This is a genomic window from Kribbella rubisoli (assembly GCF_004217145.1).
GTDB lineage: Bacteria > Actinomycetota > Actinomycetes > Propionibacteriales > Kribbellaceae > Kribbella > Kribbella rubisoli.
Window position 1 is genome coordinate 148531 of the sequence record NZ_SHKR01000011.1, and the last position, 19807, is coordinate 168337.

The following is a 19807-nucleotide window of genomic DNA, read 5'->3' on the forward strand; positions in this document are numbered from 1 at the left end:
CCGTGAGGTTGGATGATGTACGGCGTCAGGGTCGATACGAGGGAGACGATGTGAGCAGCACGGGACGAGCCGCTGAGGTCCGCTTGAGTATCCCGGCGGACAGTGCCTACATCGCCGTACCGCGATCCGTGGTCGGCAACCTGGCTGCCCGCAACGACTTCACCCTGGACGCGATCGACGACCTGCGGATCGCCGTCGACGAGGCATGCGCGCTGCTGCTGCCGGAGGCGGCCGACGGCGTACTGGACTGCGTGTTCGAGATCGAGCCGCCGCAGCTGACCGTGCGCGCGAGCGCGCTGGTGCGCAGCGGCTGGATGCCGGACACCGACTCCTTCGGCTGGACCGTCCTGACTGCACTGGTCGAGTCCGCCGCGGCGGAAACCATCGACGGCCGGCTGACCATCACCGTGACGGCGACCGCCACCGCGACGGAGAGCCTGTGAGCAAGCGAGCCAAGAGCACAGCAGCGCTGTCGGTCGCACCGGAGCTGAGTGCCAGCGAGGCTTCGGCGTGACCGACGAGCAAATCCCGAGCGAGCCTCGGGAATCCACGGATCTGCGTACCCGGACGGCGGACTTCTTCAGCCGGATGGCCGCGGCCACCGGGCCGGGCGACGCGGCCCATACCGCGGCGCGGGACGGGCTGGTGTCGCTGCACATGCCGCTGGTGGAGCATCTGGCGCGCCGGTTCCGCAACCGCGGCGAGCCGTACGACGACCTGGTCCAGGTGGCCACGATCGGCCTGATCAAAGCGATCGACCGTTTCGACTCCGATCGCGGCGTCGAGTTCTCGACGTACGCGACGCCGACGATCCTGGGTGAGATCAAACGGTACTTCCGCGACAAGGGCTGGGCCATCCGCGTGCCGCGCCGCTTGCAGGAGCTGCGATTGTCACTGACCGCAGCCACCGCCGAGCTGACGCAAGAGCTCGGCCGGGCGCCGACCGTGGCCGAGCTGTCCGACCGGCTCGGGCTGTCACCGGATCTGGTGATCGAAGGGCTCGAGTCCGCAAACGCCTACAACACCTTGTCCTTGGACGCTCCGGACCAGAACGAGACCGACGCAACCACGGTCCTGGACGGCCTGGGCGGCGAGGACGAGGCGCTGGAGAGCGTCGAGTACCGGGAGTCGCTCAAACCCTTGCTGGCACAGCTCGACACCCGCGAGAAGCGCATCCTCACACTGCGGTTTTTCCGCGGTATGACGCAGTCCCAGATCGCCGAGGAGATCGGGATCTCGCAGATGCACGTCTCCCGGCTGCTGGCCCGGACACTGACCGAGCTCCGCGCCGGTCTGCTGAAGGAATAGCTGCCTACAACACCGCTACAGCATCGTTACAGGACCGGGTGATCGTTGGCTTCGCCACCGGCCAGGGCTTCGGTGGATGCCTTCTGGAACACGCAGATCAGTACTGCGAGGGCCGCGACGGCGAGCGCGATCGTGACGGCCTTGGTCGATCCGCCCCAGAAGCTGTACGCCACCAGGAGCTGGATCAATTGAGTGAATACCGTCGGCCCGCGACTCCAGCGCACGGCCTTCCACAGACCGCGGGCGACGAAGCCCAGAGCCACGCCGTAGACGAGGAAGAAGCCGGCCGTGGTCAGGCCGAGCACCAAGCGATCGCCATGAATCGTCAAGGCTTCGCCAATTCCGAGAACGATCAGTGCGAGGCCTTCCAAACCGACCACTGCCGCAGCTAACTTGAGCGGTCTCGGGACGGCGGCAGCTGGGGAGTCGGTCGGCACTTCGCCAGCTTAGTGCCACGTCCTGGGGGCCTCGCCGGACCCAAGGCCCTACAGGGATTTGAGGGTTGTGCGTAACCAAAAGAAGGTTGGAACGGTTACCTGCAGTGAACGGGTGATTGCGGAAGAGCGGCTCCGTCCGATAACCGGATGGAGCGTACGACCCTGCGCCAGTTCCGAGTGTTAAGGAAGCGTTGTGATCGGATCGACAACTCCATAACCCTTGTTTCGATCCGCCAAGATTGGGAACATGGTCTCGTTCGTGAATGCGTTCACAACGCATCGCACTACAACCCCCCAGTGCGAGACGAACCGACGAGTACAACACCGCTGATCGGGCACAGACCTACCCGTCAGCTTACGTCAACTACTGAGAGAGATGGGATCCGCCATGGATTGGCGCCACCGGGCCGTATGCCTCGACGAGGACCCGGAACTGTTCTTCCCCATCGGTAACACCGGCCCCGCGATCATGCAGATCGAGGAAGCCAAGCAGGTGTGCCGACGTTGCGACGTGCGTGAGCAGTGCCTGGCATGGGCGCTGGAAGCCGGCCAGGACCACGGTGTCTGGGGCGGTCTGAGCGAGGACGAGCGCCGCGCTCTCAAGCGCCGCAACGCCCGCCAGCGCATCCGCACCGCCTGAGTAAGTCCTCTCGGGGCCCCGCGGGAATCACCGCGGGGCCTTTGTGTTTCCCGGCCTAATCCTTCACGGGGATGTCCAGGATGACCTGCGTGCCGGGTTTTCCGTCGTGGCGGTTGCCGAACTCGAGCGTCCCGTCCAGCTCCCCGATGACGAGGGTGCGGACGATGGACAGGCCGAGGTTGCCGGACAGCTCGGAGTCGAAGTTCGTCGGCAACCCTTTGCCGTCGTCGATGACGTTGATGTGCAGACGTCCGACCGACCGCTCGGCGGTGAGCTCGATCCGGCCGCTGGCCTCTCCCCCGTCCCGGGCGCCGAAGGCGTGCTCGACCGAGTTCTGCATCAGTTCGGTCAGCACCATCGCCAGCGGAGTGGCCACTTCGGAGTCCAGTACGCCGAACGTCCCGCTTCGTCGCGTCTCCACCACGGTCGAGACCGTGGCCACATCCGCGACCATCGCGCCGACCCGGTCCGCCACGTCGTCGAAGTCCACGTGCTCGTCGAACGACTCCGACAGGGTCTCGTGGACGATCGCGATCGACCCGACCCGGCGTACCGCTTCGGCCAGCGCGGCCTGTCCTTCCGGCACGGTGATCCTTCTGGCCTGCATCCGGAGTAACGCGGCGACCGTCTGCAAGTTGTTCTTGACGCGATGATGAATCTCCCGGATGGTCGCCTCCTTGGTGACCAGCTCCCGCTCCCGGCTCCGCAGCTCCGTGACGTCGCGGAGCAGGATCAGCGCTCCGACATGCGCGCCGTCGGCCCGCAGCGGGATCGCCCGGAGGAAGAGCGTCGCGTCGGAGTTCTCGATCTCGATCTCCTTGGCCGCACGCCCGGTGACCACCGACGCGAGTACGTCGTCGACCTTGTGTCCGGAATGCAGCAACTCCGCGGTGACGTCCTTCAGCCGGCTGCCGACCAGGTCGGTGACGAGCCCCATCCGCCGGTACGCCGACAACGCGTTCGGGCTCGCGAACGTCACCATGCCGTGCCGATCGACCCGGATGCAGCCGTCGCCGACGCGTGGCGTGGTGGAGAGCAGCCGCTCGCCGCCGTACGGGAAGATGCCGTCGGTGATCATCCGGGCCAGGTCGGTCGCGCTCTGCAGGTAGGCGATCTCCAGCCGCGACGGCGTGCGGACGCCGAGCAGGTTGGTGTTGCGCGCGATCACCGCGATCACCCGGGTGCCGCGCCGGACCGGGATCGTCTCGACCCGCACGGGGACGTCGTCGCGCCACTCGGGATCGCCCTCGCGGCAGATCCGGCCGCCGTCGTACGCCTGGTCGAGCAGGTGCCGGCGGCCGCGCGGGATGAAGCTGCCGACGATGTCGTCGAGGTACGCCGTCGGGCCGGTCGTCGGGCGCATCTGGGCCCCGGCCCAGAACCCGAGTCCCTCGGTGTCCGGCAGCCAGAGCACGAGATCGGCGAACGACAGGTCGGCCAGCATCTGCCAGTCGGAGATCAGCAGCTGCAGCCGATCCAGGTCGGCGGAGTCCAGGGTGGTGTGGTTTCGGGCCACGTCGGTCAAAGACGGCACAAGCTCGATGCTACCGACGGACTTATACCACCACGCGGAGTGGTCCGCTCGACAAGTTGGTGTAGACAGGTGTTAGTTGATTCAGCACAGATGAAAGGATGCTCGGGTGGAGTCGACGTACTGGCAGGACGTGATGGCCGCGGACTACGCGGTACCGCACGACCGTACGCTGACCGAGCTCACCGAGGAGCTTGTCCGCGGGCTGGCCAGCACCAACCCACAGGTCCGTGACGCCCTCGCCTACCCGACGCTCGCCACCTGGCTCGAGCGGGGGGTGTACGACGACCTGCTGCCCGGGTTCGGCGACGGCCTCTGTGCCGGACTGAACTACGGGCTCGGCGAGGACGGCACCGACAGCGTGTTCCGCCGCTCGTTCACCGCGCTGACGCTGGCGGAGGTCATCCACCGCGACAACGCCGAGTTCCTCGTCCACGACGAGGTCGTGATGCGCTGGGGCGACCGGCTGGCGACCTGGCTGCTGCGCGAGCGCGACCTGCGCGGATACGTCAAGGACTGCGGCTGGGCGCACGCCGTTGCCCACGGCGCCGACGCGATCGGCGCGCTGGCCCGGTCCCGGCACTGCGACGCCGGCGTACTGCGGGCCTTGCTCGACGTACTCGCGGACCGGATCGTCAAGGACACGCCGTACCGCTGGGTGCACGAGGAGCACGACCGGGTCGCGCACGCGGTGATGACGATCCTGCACCGGAACATGCTGAGCAGCGACGAGCTCGAGCGCTGGCTGAAGCCGATCGCGGCGACCGCCGGCCAGCAGCCGTTGATGCACGAGACGCTGCCGGAGTGGCCGATGCCGGCGGTCTTCAATGCCCGCGGCGTCCTGCACGTCCTGCTGAGCCAGCTCGCGATCGGCGTGAAGGGGTTCCCGATCCCTGGTGACGACGAGCTCTTCGGCCGCCCGATCGAGGCTCGCGCCGACCTGCTGCTGATGCTGACCGAAGCCGTCCAGGCCTCGCAGCCCTACATCTACCGCCCGGCCACTAATCCGTCTTGAGCGCGGCCGTCGCGACCACGGCCCGGTGGTCCGTCCCCTGGATCGGGTACGTCGTGAACCGGCCGGGCTCGAACCGCCGCGTCACCACGACGTGATCGATCTGCGTCCGCAGTAGCGCCGGCTGGTCGGCCGGCCACGTGCCCTGCAGACCACCGCCGACGGTCGGTCCGACGCTACGGCAGTAGCCGCCCAGGGCGTTCCGGAAGTCCTCATGGTCGAGGGTCGCGTTGAAGTCCCCTGCAACTATCGTCGGCGGGTCCTCGGTGCACCACCGGCGTACGTGCAGCAGGTCGCTCTTCCAGGTGGTCACAGAGTCGGTCAGCGGCGGGAAGCCGTGGTACGCGATCAGGCGGATCGCACCGAGGGTCCCGCCGGTCACGATGATGTTTCCGAAGGTCGTCCCGGCCTCGGACGCGAACGACACGTTCCCGAGCGCGGACGACACGAGCACACTGGTCGCACTCTCGACCGCCTTGCTCGGCTGGGCCGTGTAGCCCTTGTACTGCTGGTCCTGCAGCTGCGCCCGGATCTCCTCGCGGACGTCGACCTGTGCCTCCGGCAACGAAACCAGGTCCGGTTTGCGGTCCCGGATCACCTGGGCGACGTCCGCGGCGCGGGCTCCGCCGCCGAGCACGTTCGCGACCATGATCGTCAGCACCCGGGCGCCGGCCGGAGCGGGCCTTGCGTGGGAGAACTGGCGCGGGACGACCAGGGCGCCGCCGATCAGTGCGAGCGAGGCGACGAGTACGGCGGCGATGCGCCAGCCGCGGCGTATCAGCATCAAGAGCGCGAGCACCAGTACCACGACCAGTCCTTGCGGACGGAACGCCGCCAGCTGGGTGAACGGGGTGACCTCGTCCAACCCGAACAGTTCCGGATACAGCGGCACGGCAACGATGACGAGGAACAGTACGGACAGCACGACGCGCCGTACGAACCATGCCTTTTCGTTATCCATGCACCAACCTGAAGGTCTAGTACCGACTGTCATCGAACGGTAGCGTGCTGCGTTGCGCCTGTGTCCCGAGGAGGTTTGCAGTGTCTCGATTGTCCGCGGTCAGACCCGCGTACTGGATCTCCGGTGTGCTGCTGGTTGTGGCGGTCGTCGTACCGCTGCTCGTGCCGACGTACGCCAAGACGGATCCCCACCTGTGGGGTTTCCCGTTCTTCTACTGGTACCAGCTGATGTGGGTCTTCCTGTCCGCGATCCTCGTCAGCATCAGCTACCGCCTGCTCCGCGCCGAGGAACGCCGGCGCCGGGCCGCGCAGGGACTTGGTGACCCTGACGCACCTGACGCTGACACCAAGGAGGCCGGCCAGTGAACACGAGTGTCGACTGGGTGCAGCTGATCATCGTCGTCGTCATCTTCGGCGGCGTCACGGTGATGGGCTTCATGGCGTCCCGCTGGCGCAGCGCCGGTCATCTGGACAACCTCGACGAGTGGGGTCTGGGCGGCCGGAACTTCGGTACGTTCGTCACCTGGTTCCTGCTGGGCGGCGACCTGTACACGGCGTACACGTTCATCGCGGTGCCTGCGGCGATGTATGCGACCGGTGCGATCAGCGGCTTCTTCGCCGTGCCGTACACGATCGTCGCGTATCCGATCGTGTTCGTCTTCATGGCCCGGTTGTGGTCGGTCTCGCACCGCCACGGGTACGTGACGCCGGCCGACTTCGTCAGCGGCCGGTACGGCAGCAAGGCGCTCTCGCTGGCGGTGGCAGTCACCGGCATCCTCGCGCTGATGCCGTACATCGCGCTGCAGCTCGTCGGTATGCAGGCGGTCTTCGAGACGATGGGTCTCGGCGGCAACAACACGCTGGCCAAGGACCTCCCGCTGCTGATCGCGTTCGCCGTACTCGCGGCGTACACCTACTCGTCCGGGCTGCGGGCGCCGGCGATGATCGCGTTCGTCAAGGACTTCCTGATCTACGTGGTGATCCTGGTCGCGATCTTCTACCTGCCGCACGTGCTCGGCGGCTGGGACTCGATCTTCGGTGCGGCCCAGGAGAAGATGGCCAAGACGAACCCGGCCACGGGCAAGCCGACCGGGTCGTTCATCCCGGGCAACGCAGGCTACGTGTCCTACTGGACGCTGGGTCTGGGTTCCGCGATGGCATTGTTCATGTACCCGCACTCGGTGACCGCGGTGCTGTCGACGAAGACCCGCAACGTCGTACGGCGGAACGCGGCGATCCTCCCGGCGTACTCGTTGCTGCTGGGTCTGCTCGCCCTGCTCGGCTTCATGGCGATCAAGGCGAACGTGAACGTGAAGGGCCTGGACGGCCTGGCCAACCCGCAGCTGGCGATCCCGCGGCTGTTCGACCAGGAGTTCCCGTCGTGGTTCGCCGGGATCGCGTTCGCGGCGATCGCGGTCGGTGCGCTGGTGCCGGCGGCGATCATGTCGATCGCGGCGGCGAACCTGTTCACCCGCAACATCTACCGCGCCTTCATCAAGCCGTCGGCGACACCGGCCGAGGAGGCCAAGGTCTCCAAGCTCGCGTCGCTGCTGGTGAAGGTCGGCGCGCTGGTGTTCGTGCTCGCGATGGACAAGACGATCGCGCTGAACCTGCAGCTCCTCGGCGGTATCTGGATCCTGCAGACCTTCCCGGCGATCGTGGTCGGCCTGTACACGCGCTGGTTCCACCGGTACGCGTTGCTGACCGGCTGGGCGGTGGCGATGGTGTTCGGCACGATCTCGGCGTACAACGTGGTGAACCCGGCGACCAAGAAGCACTTCGGCGGATCGCTGGCGAACATCCCGTTCACCAACACCCCGGCGTACATCGCGCTGACCGCGTTCGTGCTGAACGTGCTCATCGTGATCGTGCTGACGTTCCTGTTCCGGGCGCTGAAGGTGCCGGACGGCCAGGACACCACGCACCCGACGGACTACCTCGCCGACCGTGGCGACCCGGGCGTGCAGGACCTGCCGGAGATCCTCGACGACGGCGGAGCGGCAACCGCCAAGTCCTGATCAGTTTCCGTTGATGGCGGCCCCACGGGGCCGCCATCACCTTTTGAAGTTAAATCGACACGCTGCGGGGTCAGCTTGCCCGGTTTCGGGCCGCGGGTTCGGCAGAATCGCACACGTGCTGCTGGTCCTCCTCGTCATGGTGCTCGCCGCCGGGGCGGCGCTCGCGACCGGCGGCGGCTTCGGACGGCTTGCGAACAACACCTTGACCGGCGTGCACTGGCTGGCCGCCGCCGCGATCGGGCAACTGCTCGGCTCGGCCTTCGGAGGCACGGTCTATCCGGTCGGGCTGATCGGCTCCGCGGTCTGCATCGCGGTCTTCCTGCGGCTCAATGTGCGCCATCCCGGCGTCGGCCTGCTGGCGTTGGGTTTCTTCAGCAACGCTCTTGTCGTCGCGTTGAACGGCGCGATGCCGGTGTCCCTCGCGGCGCTCTCACGCGCGGGCGTGGGCTCCGCCGTCGTCACCGATCCGCGGCACGAGTTGTCCGACGCCGCGACCCGCTTGCCCTGGCTCGGAGACGTCGTACCAGTGGCGCTTCCCGGGCTCGGTCAGGCTGTCAGCCCAGGCGACGTACTGATCGCCGCCGGCGCCGGCCTCCTGCTGTACGCCGGGATGGGCGCCGCGGGGCGGGTGCCCGCGACAAGCGCTCCGGTCTGGGACGAGCTGGAACCCTGCGCCGGAACCCCCGCGCTGCTCCGGCTGTCGCCCGAGGCCTGCTCAGAAGCGGAAGCCGCGCCCGATCACGCGCCTGAGTGACTCGACCACGACCGGGTCGTACTCCGCGCCGATGCCCAGCCCGATCGATTCCATCGCCTTGTCCGGCGACTGCCCCGACCCTTCCCCCACCAGCTGCTCGTAGGCCAGCGCAACGTTCACGATCCCGCTCTCGACCGGGATGTCCGCGTTGTTCGCGCGGCCCTGCCGGTACGGATCGTTGGAGTGCCTGACGATCTCCGCAACATGATCCAGCACCCCCGACCGCTCGATCACCGAAGCCCCGATCTCCGCGGCCCGCTGCCGCTCCTCCCGCGTCCTCAGCAACGAGGCCCCACCCGGACTGGGATCCGCCAACGCCAACTGCCCCACCCCGGACAGCAACGCCGCATACTCCAACGCCTCCATCCGCGCCGGCGTCAGCCCCAGATCGTTGCCCACAGCCACCGCCAACGTCGCCGTCCGCGCGTTCTGCCCCGGACTGCTGAACCCGGCAATCTCCGTACTCCGCGCCATCGACCGCACCGTCGTCCGATACGTCCGCTGCGCCGAAGCAAACCGCCGAAACGCAAACTGCGTCAACAACAACGGCACGACGACCAGCGGCGGTCCCCACAACCCGACCAGCGAGGTGCCCGCCGCCAGCAGGACACCGCCGATCCCCATCGCCATACCGATCTGGCCGAGGATGACGAGTTCGTCCCGGAGCCCGGCGGGGAACGGCCGGTTGTAACGCTCCGTCGCCTGCCCCGCGCCGATCAAGGCATCGGTCAGCCCCGCCGCGAGCACACCGAGGAACATCGCGAGGATGATCGGCATCGACTGCCGCCAGGAGCCGTTCCAGCTCTCGCTCTGCGGAATGAGTGCGGAGAAGACGACGGCTGCGCAGGCGACGGACAGCACCCGCCGGCACGAGACGACGACGTCCCAGCGGAGACCGGCGACCGCACGCGGACCGACCCCGATCATCGTCGCGATGCCCACCACGGTGATGATCTGGGCGATGTCCGGCGGTGTCAGCGCCGGCCCGCGGAGCATCGCGTACCCGAGCGCGGCGCTGGTGGCGATCGGCGCCCGGTTCCGGTTGCCGTAGACGTTGAACTGCACCATCTCACCGATCGCGATCAGGGCACCGAACGTGATCGCGAAGGACCACTCGGAAACACCGTGACGAACGGTCATCAGGAGGGCTGCGATTCCGACCGCCGCACCGGCCGCGAGAATGACGACACCGCTGCCCAGGTTGCGGGTCGTGAACCGGTCGGCCTCGGCCGTAGCCGTCATCCCGGGCCTGCCGCAGATCCGGACGCGCCGCCGCCGTTTCCGAGGCTCAGGTCGTCGTGATCGATGCTGAACTGGACCGAGGCATCCGGCGCCGGCTGGACAGCCTCGGCGGCCTGCCAGCCGTCGGACCGGATCACCTTGACGAAGGCGTCGACGAGGTGTGGGTCGAAGTGCGAGTACTTGTCCTGTTCCAGGATCGCCAGCGTCTCCTCCACCCCGCGCGCGGGACGGTACGAGCGCGTCGAGGTCAGGCAGTCGAACGCGTCGACGATGCCGATGATCCGGGCGAAGTACGGAATGTTCACCCCGCTGAGGCCGGCCGGATACCCACTGCCGTCGTACTTCTCGTGATGGTGCAGGACGGCGGACTTCACTTCCTCGAGGAACGGGATGTTGCCGATCAGCTCGACACCCCGCGCGGGATGGAGCCTGATCGCGTCCATCTCGGAATCGTCCAGCCGGCCGGGTTTCTGGATGATGCTGGTCGGAACGCCCACCTTGCCGACATCATGCAACAGCCCGGCGTGCTCCAGCGCGCTCTGGCGGTCCTCGCTGAGCCCCAACTGCCGACCGAGCAGGCCGACGCCTTCACTGACCCGCTCCGAGTGGCCTCGGGTGTAGAGGTCCTTCACCTCGATCAGCTGGATGAACGCACGCAGCGCCGCGGACTGCGCGCGGCGCTCAGCGGCGTACTGGGACAAGGCCCACCTGGCCACGACCAAGGGGCCGAGGATCAGGAAGGCCGCGAAGATGTTGAGACCGCCCAGCCAGATCACGGCCATCGACAGGCCGAGCAGGCCGTACCCGAGCAGCGGGACGGCGGTCGTCCGGACGACATGGCGGAGGAACTCGGCAACAGCATGGTGGCCGCGCTCGAGCCCGAGGATCATCGTGAGCAACAGCGCGTTGACCAGGAGCAAGGCGAACGTCGCGGCAGTGACCGCGATGATCGCGTCCGGAACCCGGTGGAAAACCTCCTCGCCGACCGGGCCGTCCAGCGCCGCGTAGACGACCGCGGCAGCCGCTGCGGACAGGATGCGCTGGGCACTGTTGAAGACTCGTTTGATCAGCGGCGCCCGAGCTTGGGCCAACGATCCCACGGCCGCGACCACGACGGCAGCCGCGGGACCTACCACGACATAGACGGCAGCCAGCACAACTGAGACGAGCTCAACAGGGCGCTCGGTGTGTACGGACCGTAAGGCGCTGGCAACCAGAGCGAGCAGGCAGAAGCCGGCTACCAGCAGGGGTTCTTCGGTCTGGCCGAGGGCCAGCACCAGAGAGGCAAGAGCGGCCACCGCGGTGGCCGCGACAGCAATCGGCAGGATCCTTCTCCGAGGGCTCAATGCCATTCATGCCCTCCATGGCAGAAGGATCACCAGTCCCAGGCGTCGCCGGTCATCATACGTCACCTCCGATCAGCGGTCGCAGTCTTACGCCCAGTTGGATTGCGAGGCGTAGGGGGGCAGACAGCACATCGCTGACTCGTCTGAATTTTTGCTCATAACGGCTGCGCCGAAACACTGTAAGCCCAACCGTGACCCGCCGCCGACTCAACAGTAGCTAGCGTGGTATGAGAGACTGTGACTCTTTGCAGTTGTTTCAAGGAGGCTTAGGAATGGGTAAGACCGGCCGGAAGCGCCGTGCACGCAAGAAGAAGGGCGCAAACCACGGCAAGCGCCCGAACGCCTGAACGCAGGCGGCTACAGACAGCGAGGACCTCGGAGAAATCCGGGGTCTTTGCGATTTGGTCACAGCTTTACAGCAGACCACCTTTAAAAGAGGTCCTGTATTCGGAGAGTCTCCAGTTGCGTACCGAATGCTATCTTTCAAACAGTCGTTGGATTTCGGCGACGGACTCCGACCCCCTGTGGACAACGGCAAACGGCCGTCGGCGGATCCCCCTAGAGTTGGGGCCGGGAAGTTTCCGGTACTGACCGATATCGGGCTGGATCCGAGGAGGGCGCGACGATGAGCGACGCTGCGATGCCGACGCTGAGCGAGCTCCTCCGTACCTTCCGTGCGCGCGCGGGCCTCACCCAGGCTGCTCTCGCCGAGCAGGCCGGCCTCAGCGAACAGGCCATCAGCGTTCTCGAACGCGGCACCCGCAGCCGCCCCCGGATCGACACGATCCGCGCTCTCACCAAAGCGCTTGATCTCACGGCGGCCGAGGCCGAGCAGTTCCTCACCGTTGCCCGCGGCAAGGGCAAGATCGGCAAGCATCGTGACGATCCGCCGAAGGAGTCGCCGCCCGCGGCCGACCAGGTTCTGACGCCATGGCAACTACCTCCGGCGGCTCGCGACTTCACCGGCCGGGCCGCCCAGGTCGACGCGATCCTGTCGGTGCTGAGGGATCCCGCCGCAGCCGTCGGGCTGGTCACGGTGACCGGCATGGGCGGTATCGGGAAGACCACGCTCGCGGTCCACGCCGCGCACCAGTTGGCCGACAGCTACCCCGGCGGCCAGCTCTACCTGAACCTGCGGGGTTACGGCCCGGGAGCACCGATGAGCCCGGGCGACGGCCAGCGTCACCTGCTGCGCTCGCTCGGCTTCGATGTCACGTCAATACCTGACGACGTTGACGAGGCGGCAGCCGTGCTGCGATCCCAGCTCGCCGGCCGGCGGGTGCTGATGCTGCTCGACAACGCCGCAGATGTCGCGCAGGTCCTGCCCTTGCTGCCCGGCAGTGCTGGAGCGGCCGCCATCATCACCAGTCGGGGCTCCTTGGTGAATCTGCCAGGCGCCAGACAGATCCTGCTCGACGCTCTGTCGGAGTCGGAGTCGGTCGAGCTGCTGGCCGGTGTCATCGGTCCGACCCGGGTGGCATCGGAGCCGGACGCGACCCGCATCCTCTCGGAGTACTCCGGGCGCCTGCCGCTCGCGATCCGGCTGGTCGGCGGTCGGCTCGCGGCCCGGCCGACCTGGCCGATCCAGCACTTCGTCGACCTGCTTCAGGACGAGGAGCGCCGCCTCGACAGCCTCGGTTCCGACGAGACCGGCGTCCGCGCCAGCATCGCCAGCTCCGTTCGCTTCCTCGAGACGAGCGACCGCGAGCTCGACCGGCAGGCTGCGGCCGCGCTGCCGCCGCTGACCGTGCCGGACGGTTCCGACCTGACGACGGAGGTCGTGGCGGCGCTGCTCGAGCTTCCACGCCGCCGGGCGGATGCGATCGTCGAGCGTCTTGCCGACCTGAACCTGCTGGAGTCCGTTGCCCCCTCGCGCTACCGCTTCCACGACCTGATCCGCGCGTACGGCCGGGAGGTTGCCGACCTGACGTTGGCCCAGGCCGAGCGTGACCGGGCCCTGGCGCGAGTGGTCCGGTTCTACACCCAGGCCGGCTGGGTCTGCCACGCGCTCACCCATCCGACCAGCCCTCGGTTGCCATTGGCAACCGTCGGTACCAGCGCGCTGCTCCCGACCTTCAGCGGCCGGGAGGCGAGCCTGCGTTGGCTCGACGCAGAACAGCGGAATCTGCTGGACCGCGTCCGGCAGGCACAGCAGTCGAGCCTGGCAGACGACGTACTGCTCGCAGAGACCGCGCTCGCGTTCTTCGGGTATCACGAATCACGACGGCGCTGGCAGGAGATGCGCGACCTGGGCGCCGGGGCGATCGAGCTCGCACAACGCCACAATCGTCCGGCGACGGCCGCCTGGCTGCAGCACGACAGTGCCATTCCCGATGCGGAGAACGGCGACCCGCGTGCCGCAATCGCACGCATTCTGGTCGCTCTCGAGATGTTCCGGGCCATCGACGATCTCTTCGGGCAAGCACGATGTTGCTCGTCCCTGGCGTACCTGCTCGGCCTGGAAAGCCGGATCGACGAGGCCTTGGAGTATGCCCGGGCAGCTCTGACGCTGAGCCGCACGATCCAGGACAAGACGCTGGAGGGTGTCTCACTGACCGCGATCGGTGGGCTGTACGACCGCGTCGGCGACTTCGAGCGTGCGGACGCGGCGTTCGCCGAGGGCATTGCCCTTGCGACGCAGGCGAATGACACCCGAGCGATGTTCAAGCGCTACGTGAATGCCGGCTTCGCCCACCTGCAGGTCGGTCGGTACGCGGACGCCGTGGAGATGGCGTTGCAGGCACTGGACGTGATGGTGCGGGCCGGCGATGCGACCTTCCAGGCCGAGAGCCACCATCTGCTCGCGCTCGCGTATGCCGCCCAGGGGCTGTACGACACTGCCGTCGGCCACATCGACTCCGGTCTGCGCACAGCGCGGACCGCCGACGACCCGGAGCGTGAAGGACGGCTGTACATCGAACTGGCCAGAATCAATGCGTCAATCGGCCGGCGGAGTGACGCCACCGAGCAGTTGAACACCGCATTGCGACTGCTGCGGAATGCGTCCGCGGTTTACTTCGCGGACGCGCGTCAGCTACTCGAGAAACTCGACCGCGGCGAAAGCGTCGACTACCACTTCACGACCTACTCGATCTGACCGGGCGGCGTCAGTCGGTGGTGGTGATGGTGGTTTCTACCTGGATTTGGGTCAGGCGGAGGAGGATTTTCTGGCGGAGGGCGTCGGGGGCGTGGTCGGAGCCGCAGGAGCGGTGGACCAGTTTCTTGACGCAGCGTTCCAGGTCGTATTCGTCCAGGCAGGGGGCGCACTCTTCGAGGTGCTGCCGGATCTCGTCGGAACTGGCGTCCTCGAGTTCGTTGTCGATGAAGACATAGACCCGCTGCAGGATCTCTCCGCAGTCGACGTCGTGGTGCTCGCCGCAGCTCACGACTCCTCCTTCTCCGCATCTCCGCCGGTGCTGGACACCGACGCGGTCGCGTCGGTGCTGTCGTCCGGGGCGGAAGCGTCCGTACTCTCGTCGTCCGCCGGGATCAGGCCGCGATCCCGTGCGTAATCGCCCAGCAGGTCACGCAGCTGGCGCCGGCCGCGGTGCAACCGCGACATGACGGTGCCGACCGGAGTGCCCATGATCTCGGCGATTTCCTTGTAGGCAAAGCCCTCGACATCGGCCAGGTACACAGCCAGCCGGAAGTCCTCCGGGATCGACTGCAGGGCCGACTTGATGTCGGAATCGGGCAGGTGCTCGAGAGCGACCGCTTCGGCCGACTTCAGCCCACCGGGAGTGTGCGACTCGGCAGCGGTGAGCTGCCAGTCCTCGATCTCCTCGGTCGGCGACTGCGTCGGCTGACGCTGCCGCTTCCGGTAACCGTTGATGAAGGTATTGGTCAGGATCCGGTACAGCCACGCCTTCAGGTTGGTACCCGGCGTGAACTGGTGGAACGAGCTGTACGCCTTGGCGAAGGTGTCCTGCACCAGGTCCTCGGCGTCGGACGGATTACGTGTCATCCGCATCGCCGCGGCGTACATCTGGTCCAGGAACGGCAGCGCTTCGCGTTCGAACCGCGCGGTGCGCTGCTCGGGTGTCTCGGTCGTGGTGGGAGTCGGCATCGTGATCGAGAATACCGGTGACTTCCCAGTACTCCGCTCCGGAGCCACTCTCGTCGCCATCATGTTCATCACAACGCGCCCGGCAGCGGGGTCATTCCCGGCCGCCGACCGTTATCCGGACACCTCGCGTGTGACCCACTCGAACACGGCCTCCACCAGCAGGTCGTAGGTCTCCTGCTGGTCCAGCTCCGCCCGCTTCGGCACCTTGAACGAGTGGTCCGCGTCCGGCACGACAGCCATCTCGGTCAGCGGCGGGAACTCTTCCGGCGTACCGAACGGATCCCGCTCCCCCTGGACGACGAGCGTCGGCAGCCCGGCCTGGTGCAGCTCGTCGACTCGCGACTTCTCCGGCTTGCCCGGCGCATGCAGCGGGAACGACATCGCGAGTACGCCGGAAGCGCCCAAGCTGCTCGCCGTACGACAGGCCACCCGGGCGCCCGCGCTCCGGCCGCCGATCACCAGCGGCGTACGCACCCGCAGCTGGCCGATGATCGCGATCCAGGCCTCGTCGAGCACCTTCGGCGCAGGCGCGAGCTTGCGGCCGGCGCGACGCCACGGCTGCTCGATCAGGAACACGTTCATGTCCTGCTTCGGCAGCCGGCCGGCCAGCGCGGCCAGGTCACCCGACTCGATCCCGGCCCCGGCGCCATGACCGAGGGCCAACGTCGCCACCGGCCGGCGGGCCCGGTACGCGACGATCCGGGCCTCCCCGTGCGGCGTCCCCACAATGCGTTCGTCGGTCACCCGCCCCATCCTGTCATCAGCGACCGGATTCGGTGGACAGGAAACTCAGGACAGCTCAGAACAACTCAGAACAGCGTGGTCTCCTCGGGCGCCTGCGGCTTGTCCAGCGGGTCGACACCGTCCGGCGGCAGCGGATCGAGCAAGTGACGGCCGTTGTTCTTCACGGAGCTGACCGCCTTCGACACGGCGTACGCCTCGAGGCGACCGGGTGCAGCCGGGACCAGCAGGTCGAGCAGATCGTCGGTGTCGGACGACAGCGGATCGAGCCACGCGTCGTACCGCTCGCGCTCGACGAGGAGCGGCATCCGGTCGTGGATGCGGCCGAGGTCGTCTGTCGCCGAGGTGGTCAGGACGGTGCACGTCCACAGCCAGGCCTCATCGGCGTCCGGGTCCTCGACGGTTTTGTCGCGCCAGATCTCGTACAGCCCCGCCATCGAGAGGATGCTGCCGTCCGGCGGATGGATGAAGTACGGCTGCTTGACCGGCTTGCCGTTGACCTTCTCCTCGGCGGTGTACCACTCGTAGTACCCGTCGGCCGGCAGGATGCAGCGCCGGGTCTGGAACGCCTTCTTGAACGCCGGCTTCTCCGCGACCGTCTCCATCCGGGCGTTGATCAGCCGGTTGCCGATCGAGGTGTCCTTCGCCCAGGACGGCACCAGCCCCCACTTGACCGTGGTCAGCTTCCGGATCGTCTGGTCCGGGACCTCGCGGTTCCTCCGCTCGACCACCGCGACCACCTGGTTGGTCGGCGCGACGTTGTAGTTCTCGCCGAGCTCCTCGACGGACTCGCGCACGTTACCCACCTCGATCTCGAACTCGTCGACGAGATCGGACGGGGCCCGGCCGGACGCGTATCTACCGCACATACCAGCAGCCTAGTGATCGCCAGGGACAAAAACCCGCCTTTCATCACCGGATCTATATAGACGCGCCTATACTTATCGCATGACCACAGGCAACGACGCCGTGGGCGAGGTTCTCTTCGGCCTCGCCGCCGTGGCGATCAGGCGCCGGGACCGCACCCTGAGCCTGACCGCCATCTCCGTGTTGTCGACGCTGGAGCGCACCGGCCCGCGGCGGCTGACCGACCTGGCCGTCAGCGAGGAGATCACGCAGCCGTCGATGACAGCGCTCGTGACCCAGCTGACGGACCTCGGCCTCGCCGAACGCCGGCGCTACCCCGGCGACGCCCGCGTGGTCCTGGTCGCCGTCACCGAGGCCGGGAGCCGACAGCTTCGTGCGATCCGCGCAGCGGGCGCGTCGGCGCTGACCGAGTTGATCGACAAGCTCGACGACGAGGACACCGAGTCGCTCACCGCGGCCCTGCCCGCACTCCTCCGCCTGATGGAGCTCGCCGGCGAAAGTCAGGACAGCCGTACCCCGTTGCCGAAGAGGTGACCAGATGAACTACGACGCCGAAGAACGGCGCATCCAGCTCCGTCAGGAGAAGGCCCCCGGCACACCGGCGATCGTGGTCGGGATCGACGGGTCGGCCACGAGTTGGGACGCGTTCGCCTGGGCCGCCGGCGAAGCCGTCCGCACCCACGGCCACCTGGTCGCGGTCTACGTGATGCCGTACGCCGAACCGACCGCGATCCTCGCCGCGCCGTACGCGTACGGCGCGGCCGCGAGCAGCCGGCAGGAGCTGGCCGACGAGATCAAGGCCGACGCGGTACGCCGGGCCGGGGAGGCCGGCGTACCGATCAGCTTCGTGAGCGAGTACGGCGACGCGATCGGCACCCTGACCGAGATCGCCCGCACCGTCGACGCCCACCTGATCGTGGTCGGCCGGTCGGCGAAGCGATGGCACCGCCTGACCGGCTCGCTCGGCCACCGGCTCACCTGCCGCAAGGACGCCCCGGTCGTCGTGGTGGTCCCCTGACAGGGGCCGGAGGGCCACCTCCGGTAGCGAGGTACCGTTAGTTTTGCTAACGAAATCTATCCCGTGGGGAAGTGCCTTGTGAGTGCAGGCAACAGGCCGGCGTCCCGGTTCGCGGTCGAGAAGGATCACCCGCATTACAAGTGGGTGGCGCTGTCCAACACGACGCTCGGGGTGCTGATGGCAACCATCAACTCGTCGATCGTGATCATCTCGCTGCCGGACATCTTTCGCGGCATCAAGCTCGATCCGCTCCGTCCCGGCAACGTCAGTTATCTGCTCTGGATGCTGATGGGCTTCCTGGTCGTCACGGCGGTGCTCGTCGTGACGCTGGGCAGACTCGGCGACATCTACGGCCGGGTGAAGATCTACAACCTCGGCTTCACGGTGTTCACGATCGGGTCGATCGCGTTGGTGTTCGATCCGTTGACCCAGAGCAGCGGCGCGCTCTGGCTGATCCTGTGGCGCATCGTCCAGGGCGTCGGCGCCGCGATGCTGTTCGCCAACTCGACGGCGATCCTCACCGATGCGTTCCCGGTCGAGCGCCGCGGCTTCGCGCTGGGCATCAACCAGGTCGCCGCGATCGGCGGCTCGTTCATCGGGCTGATCGTCGGCGGCGTGCTGGCGCCGGTCGACTGGCGCCTCGTGTTCTTCGTGTCGGTCCCGTTCGGCCTGCTCGGCACGGTCTGGTCGTACCGCAGCCTGCGCGAGACCAGCACCCGATCGGCGGCAAAGATCGACTGGTGGGGCAACGGGCTGTTCGCGGTCAGCGTGACCGCGATCCTGGTGGCAATCACCTACGGCATCCAGCCGTACGGCGGGCACAACATGGGCTGGACGAGTCCGTGGGTGCTGAGCGGACTGATCGGCGGCGTCGCCCTGCTGGTCGCGTTCTGCCTGGTCGAGGCGCACACGGTCGATCCGATGTTCGACATGTCGCTGTTCCGGATCAAGGCGTTCTCCGCGGGCAACCTGGCCGGCCTGTTGGCGTCTGTCAGCCGCGGCGGCCTGCAGTTCATTCTGATCATCTGGCTGCAAGGCATCTGGCTACCGCTGCACGGCTACAGCTTCTCGAGTACGCCGCTGTGGGCCGGCATCTATCTGCTTCCGCTGACGGTGGCGTTCCTGCTCGCGGGTCCGCTGTCGGGCTACTTCTCCGACCGGCTCGGCGCCCGGGCTCTGTCGACCGGCGGGTTGTTGCTCGTGGCCCTCAGCTTCCTCGGCTTCATGCTGCTGCCCACCGATTTCAGCTACTGGGCCTTCGCCGGCCTGCTGGTGCTGAACGGCGTCGGCTCCGGACTGTTCTCCGCCCCGAACACCAGCGCGATCATGAGCAGCGTCCCGGCCAACCGGCGGGGTTCCGCGTCAGGCATGATCGGCACGTTCCTGAACTCGGGTACGTCGCTGTCGATCGGCGTCTTCTTCACGCTGATGATCATCGGCCTGGCCCAGACGTTGCCCCGTACGCTGACCGAGGGCCTACGATCCCACGGCGTTTCGCAGGCCGCAGCAGTAGCCATCGGCAACCAACCTCCCGTCGGCAGCCTGTTCGCGGCGTTCCTCGGCTACAACCCGATCGGCACGGCCCTCGGCGGACTACCCGCATCAGCCGTCAAGGGCGCCGACCTGGGCACGCTGACCAGCAAGCAATTCTTCCCGCAGTTGATCTCGGGCCCGTTCCACCATGGTTTGGTCATCGTGTTCGCGGTCGCCATCGGCATGTCCCTGGTGGGTGCGGCCGCCTCGGTCTTCCGCGGCCCCCGCTACATCCACACCGAACCGGAGACGCTGCCCAGCGCCGCCCGTGTCGTCCCGGAGCACCAGCGCTCGGCGGGGTGATCCGCTGCCAGTCCGGCCATCCACCTGTCAC

At 67.4% G+C, this 19807-nt stretch carries 21 protein-coding genes; 12 read left to right on the forward strand and 9 right to left on the reverse strand.

Features of this window, described 5'->3' with window-relative positions; translation table 11 throughout:
• Positions 1-50 precede the first annotated feature (50 nt).
• Both EV645_RS03325 and EV645_RS03330 read left to right on the forward strand, forming a co-directional pair.
• Entirely contained in the window at positions 51-443 is a 393-nt protein-coding gene (locus EV645_RS03325; RefSeq protein WP_130439616.1) for an ATP-binding protein, read from the forward strand.
• A 67-nt stretch (positions 444-510) separates the two neighbouring features.
• Complete coding sequence (locus tag EV645_RS03330) at positions 511-1308, forward strand: RNA polymerase sigma factor SigF (protein WP_130439618.1); 798 nt, start codon at positions 511-513, stop codon at positions 1306-1308.
• A 26-nt stretch (positions 1309-1334) separates the two neighbouring features.
• Here the strand turns inward: EV645_RS03330 and EV645_RS03335 are convergent, their stop codons facing one another.
• Positions 1335-1745, reverse strand: a complete 411-nt coding sequence (locus EV645_RS03335) for a hypothetical protein (RefSeq protein WP_157996996.1) — start codon at positions 1743-1745, stop codon at positions 1335-1337.
• A 388-nt stretch (positions 1746-2133) separates the two neighbouring features.
• Between EV645_RS03335 and EV645_RS03340 the strand changes: the two genes are divergently transcribed.
• Positions 2134-2385: a WhiB family transcriptional regulator gene (locus tag EV645_RS03340; protein ID WP_130383822.1), complete on the forward strand. Its 252-nt coding sequence runs from the start codon at positions 2134-2136 to the stop codon at positions 2383-2385.
• Positions 2386-2440: 55 nt separating this feature from the next.
• Here EV645_RS03340 and EV645_RS03345 read toward each other — a convergent pair whose 3' ends face one another.
• A complete protein-coding gene (locus tag EV645_RS03345) occupies positions 2441-3919 on the reverse strand; it encodes a sensor histidine kinase (RefSeq protein ID WP_130439622.1) in 1479 nt (492 codons plus the stop codon).
• Positions 3920-4025: 106 nt separating this feature from the next.
• Between EV645_RS03345 and EV645_RS03350 the strand changes: the two genes are divergently transcribed.
• Positions 4026-4931 (forward strand): DUF2785 domain-containing protein, encoded by a 906-nt coding sequence (locus EV645_RS03350; RefSeq protein ID WP_130439624.1) that lies wholly within the window; start codon positions 4026-4028, stop codon positions 4929-4931.
• On the opposite strand, the gene EV645_RS03355 is transcribed toward EV645_RS03350, so the two are convergent.
• Entirely contained in the window at positions 4918-5889 is a 972-nt protein-coding gene (locus tag EV645_RS03355; protein WP_130439626.1) for an endonuclease/exonuclease/phosphatase family protein, read from the reverse strand. The two genes, EV645_RS03350 and EV645_RS03355, sit on opposite strands and share 14 nt — an antisense overlap.
• A gap of 80 nt (positions 5890-5969) precedes the next feature.
• Between EV645_RS03355 and EV645_RS03360 the strand changes: the two genes are divergently transcribed.
• The 3 genes from EV645_RS03360 (at position 5970) to EV645_RS03370 (ending at position 8660) form a co-directional block, all read left to right on the forward strand.
• The gene (locus EV645_RS03360) at positions 5970-6254 is read left to right on the forward strand and encodes a DUF3311 domain-containing protein (protein ID WP_130439628.1); all 285 of its coding nucleotides are present in this window, start codon (positions 5970-5972) and stop codon (positions 6252-6254) included.
• Entirely contained in the window at positions 6251-7906 is a 1656-nt protein-coding gene (gene mctP, locus EV645_RS03365; RefSeq protein ID WP_242000181.1) for a monocarboxylate uptake permease MctP, read from the forward strand. The genes EV645_RS03360 and mctP overlap by 4 nt, the downstream gene beginning before the upstream one ends.
• Before the next feature lie 115 nt (positions 7907-8021).
• Positions 8022-8660, forward strand: a complete 639-nt coding sequence (locus tag EV645_RS03370; RefSeq protein WP_242000182.1) for a DUF5317 domain-containing protein — start codon at positions 8022-8024, stop codon at positions 8658-8660.
• Here EV645_RS03370 and EV645_RS03375 read toward each other — a convergent pair.
• Together EV645_RS03375 and EV645_RS03380 are read right to left on the reverse strand one after the other, a co-directional pair.
• Positions 8622-9902, reverse strand: a complete 1281-nt coding sequence (locus EV645_RS03375) for an HD-GYP domain-containing protein (RefSeq protein WP_130439629.1) — start codon at positions 9900-9902, stop codon at positions 8622-8624. The genes EV645_RS03370 and EV645_RS03375 overlap by 39 nt on opposite strands.
• Positions 9899-11254 carry an HD-GYP domain-containing protein gene (locus EV645_RS03380; RefSeq protein WP_130439630.1) on the reverse strand — a complete coding sequence of 452 codons (1356 nt, stop codon included), beginning with the start codon at positions 11252-11254 and terminating at the stop codon, positions 9899-9901. The genes EV645_RS03375 and EV645_RS03380 overlap by 4 nt, the downstream gene beginning before the upstream one ends.
• Positions 11255-11520: 266 nt before the next feature.
• Between EV645_RS03380 and EV645_RS43335 the strand changes: the two genes are divergently transcribed.
• Both EV645_RS43335 and EV645_RS03385 read left to right on the forward strand, forming a co-directional pair.
• Positions 11521-11595: a 50S ribosomal protein bL37 gene (locus EV645_RS43335; protein ID WP_369759046.1), complete on the forward strand. Its 75-nt coding sequence runs from the start codon at positions 11521-11523 to the stop codon at positions 11593-11595.
• Between the two features lie 278 nt (positions 11596-11873).
• Positions 11874-14345, forward strand: coding sequence for a helix-turn-helix domain-containing protein (locus EV645_RS03385; RefSeq protein WP_130439632.1), 2472 nt, complete (start codon positions 11874-11876; stop codon positions 14343-14345).
• Between the two features lie 10 nt (positions 14346-14355).
• Here the strand turns inward: EV645_RS03385 and rsrA are convergent, their stop codons facing one another.
• The 4 genes from rsrA to EV645_RS03405 all read right to left on the reverse strand — a co-directional run bounded on the left by rsrA (position 14356) and on the right by EV645_RS03405 (position 16924).
• Positions 14356-14634: a mycothiol system anti-sigma-R factor gene (gene rsrA, locus EV645_RS03390; protein ID WP_130439634.1), complete on the reverse strand. Its 279-nt coding sequence runs from the start codon at positions 14632-14634 to the stop codon at positions 14356-14358.
• Positions 14631-15314: a sigma-70 family RNA polymerase sigma factor gene (locus EV645_RS03395; protein WP_130439636.1), complete on the reverse strand. Its 684-nt coding sequence runs from the start codon at positions 15312-15314 to the stop codon at positions 14631-14633. The genes rsrA and EV645_RS03395 overlap by 4 nt, the downstream gene beginning before the upstream one ends.
• 111 nt (positions 15315-15425) lie before the next feature.
• A complete protein-coding gene (locus EV645_RS03400; protein ID WP_130439638.1) occupies positions 15426-16067 on the reverse strand; it encodes an alpha/beta hydrolase family protein in 642 nt (213 codons plus the stop codon).
• A gap of 56 nt (positions 16068-16123) precedes the next feature.
• Entirely contained in the window at positions 16124-16924 is an 801-nt protein-coding gene (locus EV645_RS03405) for an SOS response-associated peptidase (protein ID WP_130439640.1), read from the reverse strand.
• A gap of 79 nt (positions 16925-17003) precedes the next feature.
• On the opposite strand from EV645_RS03405, the gene EV645_RS03410 reads away from it, so the two are divergent.
• The 3 genes from EV645_RS03410 (at position 17004) to EV645_RS03420 (ending at position 19776) form a co-directional block, all read left to right on the forward strand.
• A complete protein-coding gene (locus tag EV645_RS03410; protein WP_242000183.1) occupies positions 17004-17456 on the forward strand; it encodes a MarR family winged helix-turn-helix transcriptional regulator in 453 nt (150 codons plus the stop codon).
• Between the two features lie 4 nt (positions 17457-17460).
• Entirely contained in the window at positions 17461-17940 is a 480-nt protein-coding gene (locus EV645_RS03415) for a universal stress protein (protein WP_130439642.1), read from the forward strand.
• A 78-nt stretch (positions 17941-18018) separates the two neighbouring features.
• Positions 18019-19776 carry an MFS transporter gene (locus tag EV645_RS03420; RefSeq protein WP_242000184.1) on the forward strand — a complete coding sequence of 586 codons (1758 nt, stop codon included), beginning with the start codon at positions 18019-18021 and terminating at the stop codon, positions 19774-19776.
• The last annotated feature ends 31 nt before the right edge of the window (positions 19777-19807 follow it).

What these genes read in the sequence shown, in the direction of transcription:
- EV645_RS03400 (WP_130439638.1), bottom strand. Translation starts at nt 16,067, where the DNA reads ATGGGGCGGGTGACCGACGAACGCATTGTGGGGACGCCGCACGGGGAG.
- EV645_RS03395 (WP_130439636.1), bottom strand. Translation starts at nt 15,314, where the DNA reads ATGCCGACTCCCACCACGACCGAGACACCCGAGCAGCGCACCGCGCGG.
- EV645_RS03340 (WP_130383822.1), top strand. Translation starts at nt 2,134, where the DNA reads ATGGATTGGCGCCACCGGGCCGTATGCCTCGACGAGGACCCGGAACTG.
- EV645_RS03375 (WP_130439629.1), bottom strand. Translation starts at nt 9,902, where the DNA reads ATGACGGCTACGGCCGAGGCCGACCGGTTCACGACCCGCAACCTGGGC.
- EV645_RS03410 (WP_242000183.1), top strand. Translation starts at nt 17,004, where the DNA reads ATGACCACAGGCAACGACGCCGTGGGCGAGGTTCTCTTCGGCCTCGCC.
- EV645_RS03405 (WP_130439640.1), bottom strand. Translation starts at nt 16,924, where the DNA reads ATGTGCGGTAGATACGCGTCCGGCCGGGCCCCGTCCGATCTCGTCGAC.
- EV645_RS03380 (WP_130439630.1), bottom strand. Translation starts at nt 11,254, where the DNA reads ATGGCATTGAGCCCTCGGAGAAGGATCCTGCCGATTGCTGTCGCGGCC.
- EV645_RS03385 (WP_130439632.1), top strand. Translation starts at nt 11,874, where the DNA reads ATGAGCGACGCTGCGATGCCGACGCTGAGCGAGCTCCTCCGTACCTTC.
- EV645_RS03355 (WP_130439626.1), bottom strand. Translation starts at nt 5,889, where the DNA reads ATGGATAACGAAAAGGCATGGTTCGTACGGCGCGTCGTGCTGTCCGTA.
- EV645_RS03415 (WP_130439642.1), top strand. Translation starts at nt 17,461, where the DNA reads ATGAACTACGACGCCGAAGAACGGCGCATCCAGCTCCGTCAGGAGAAG.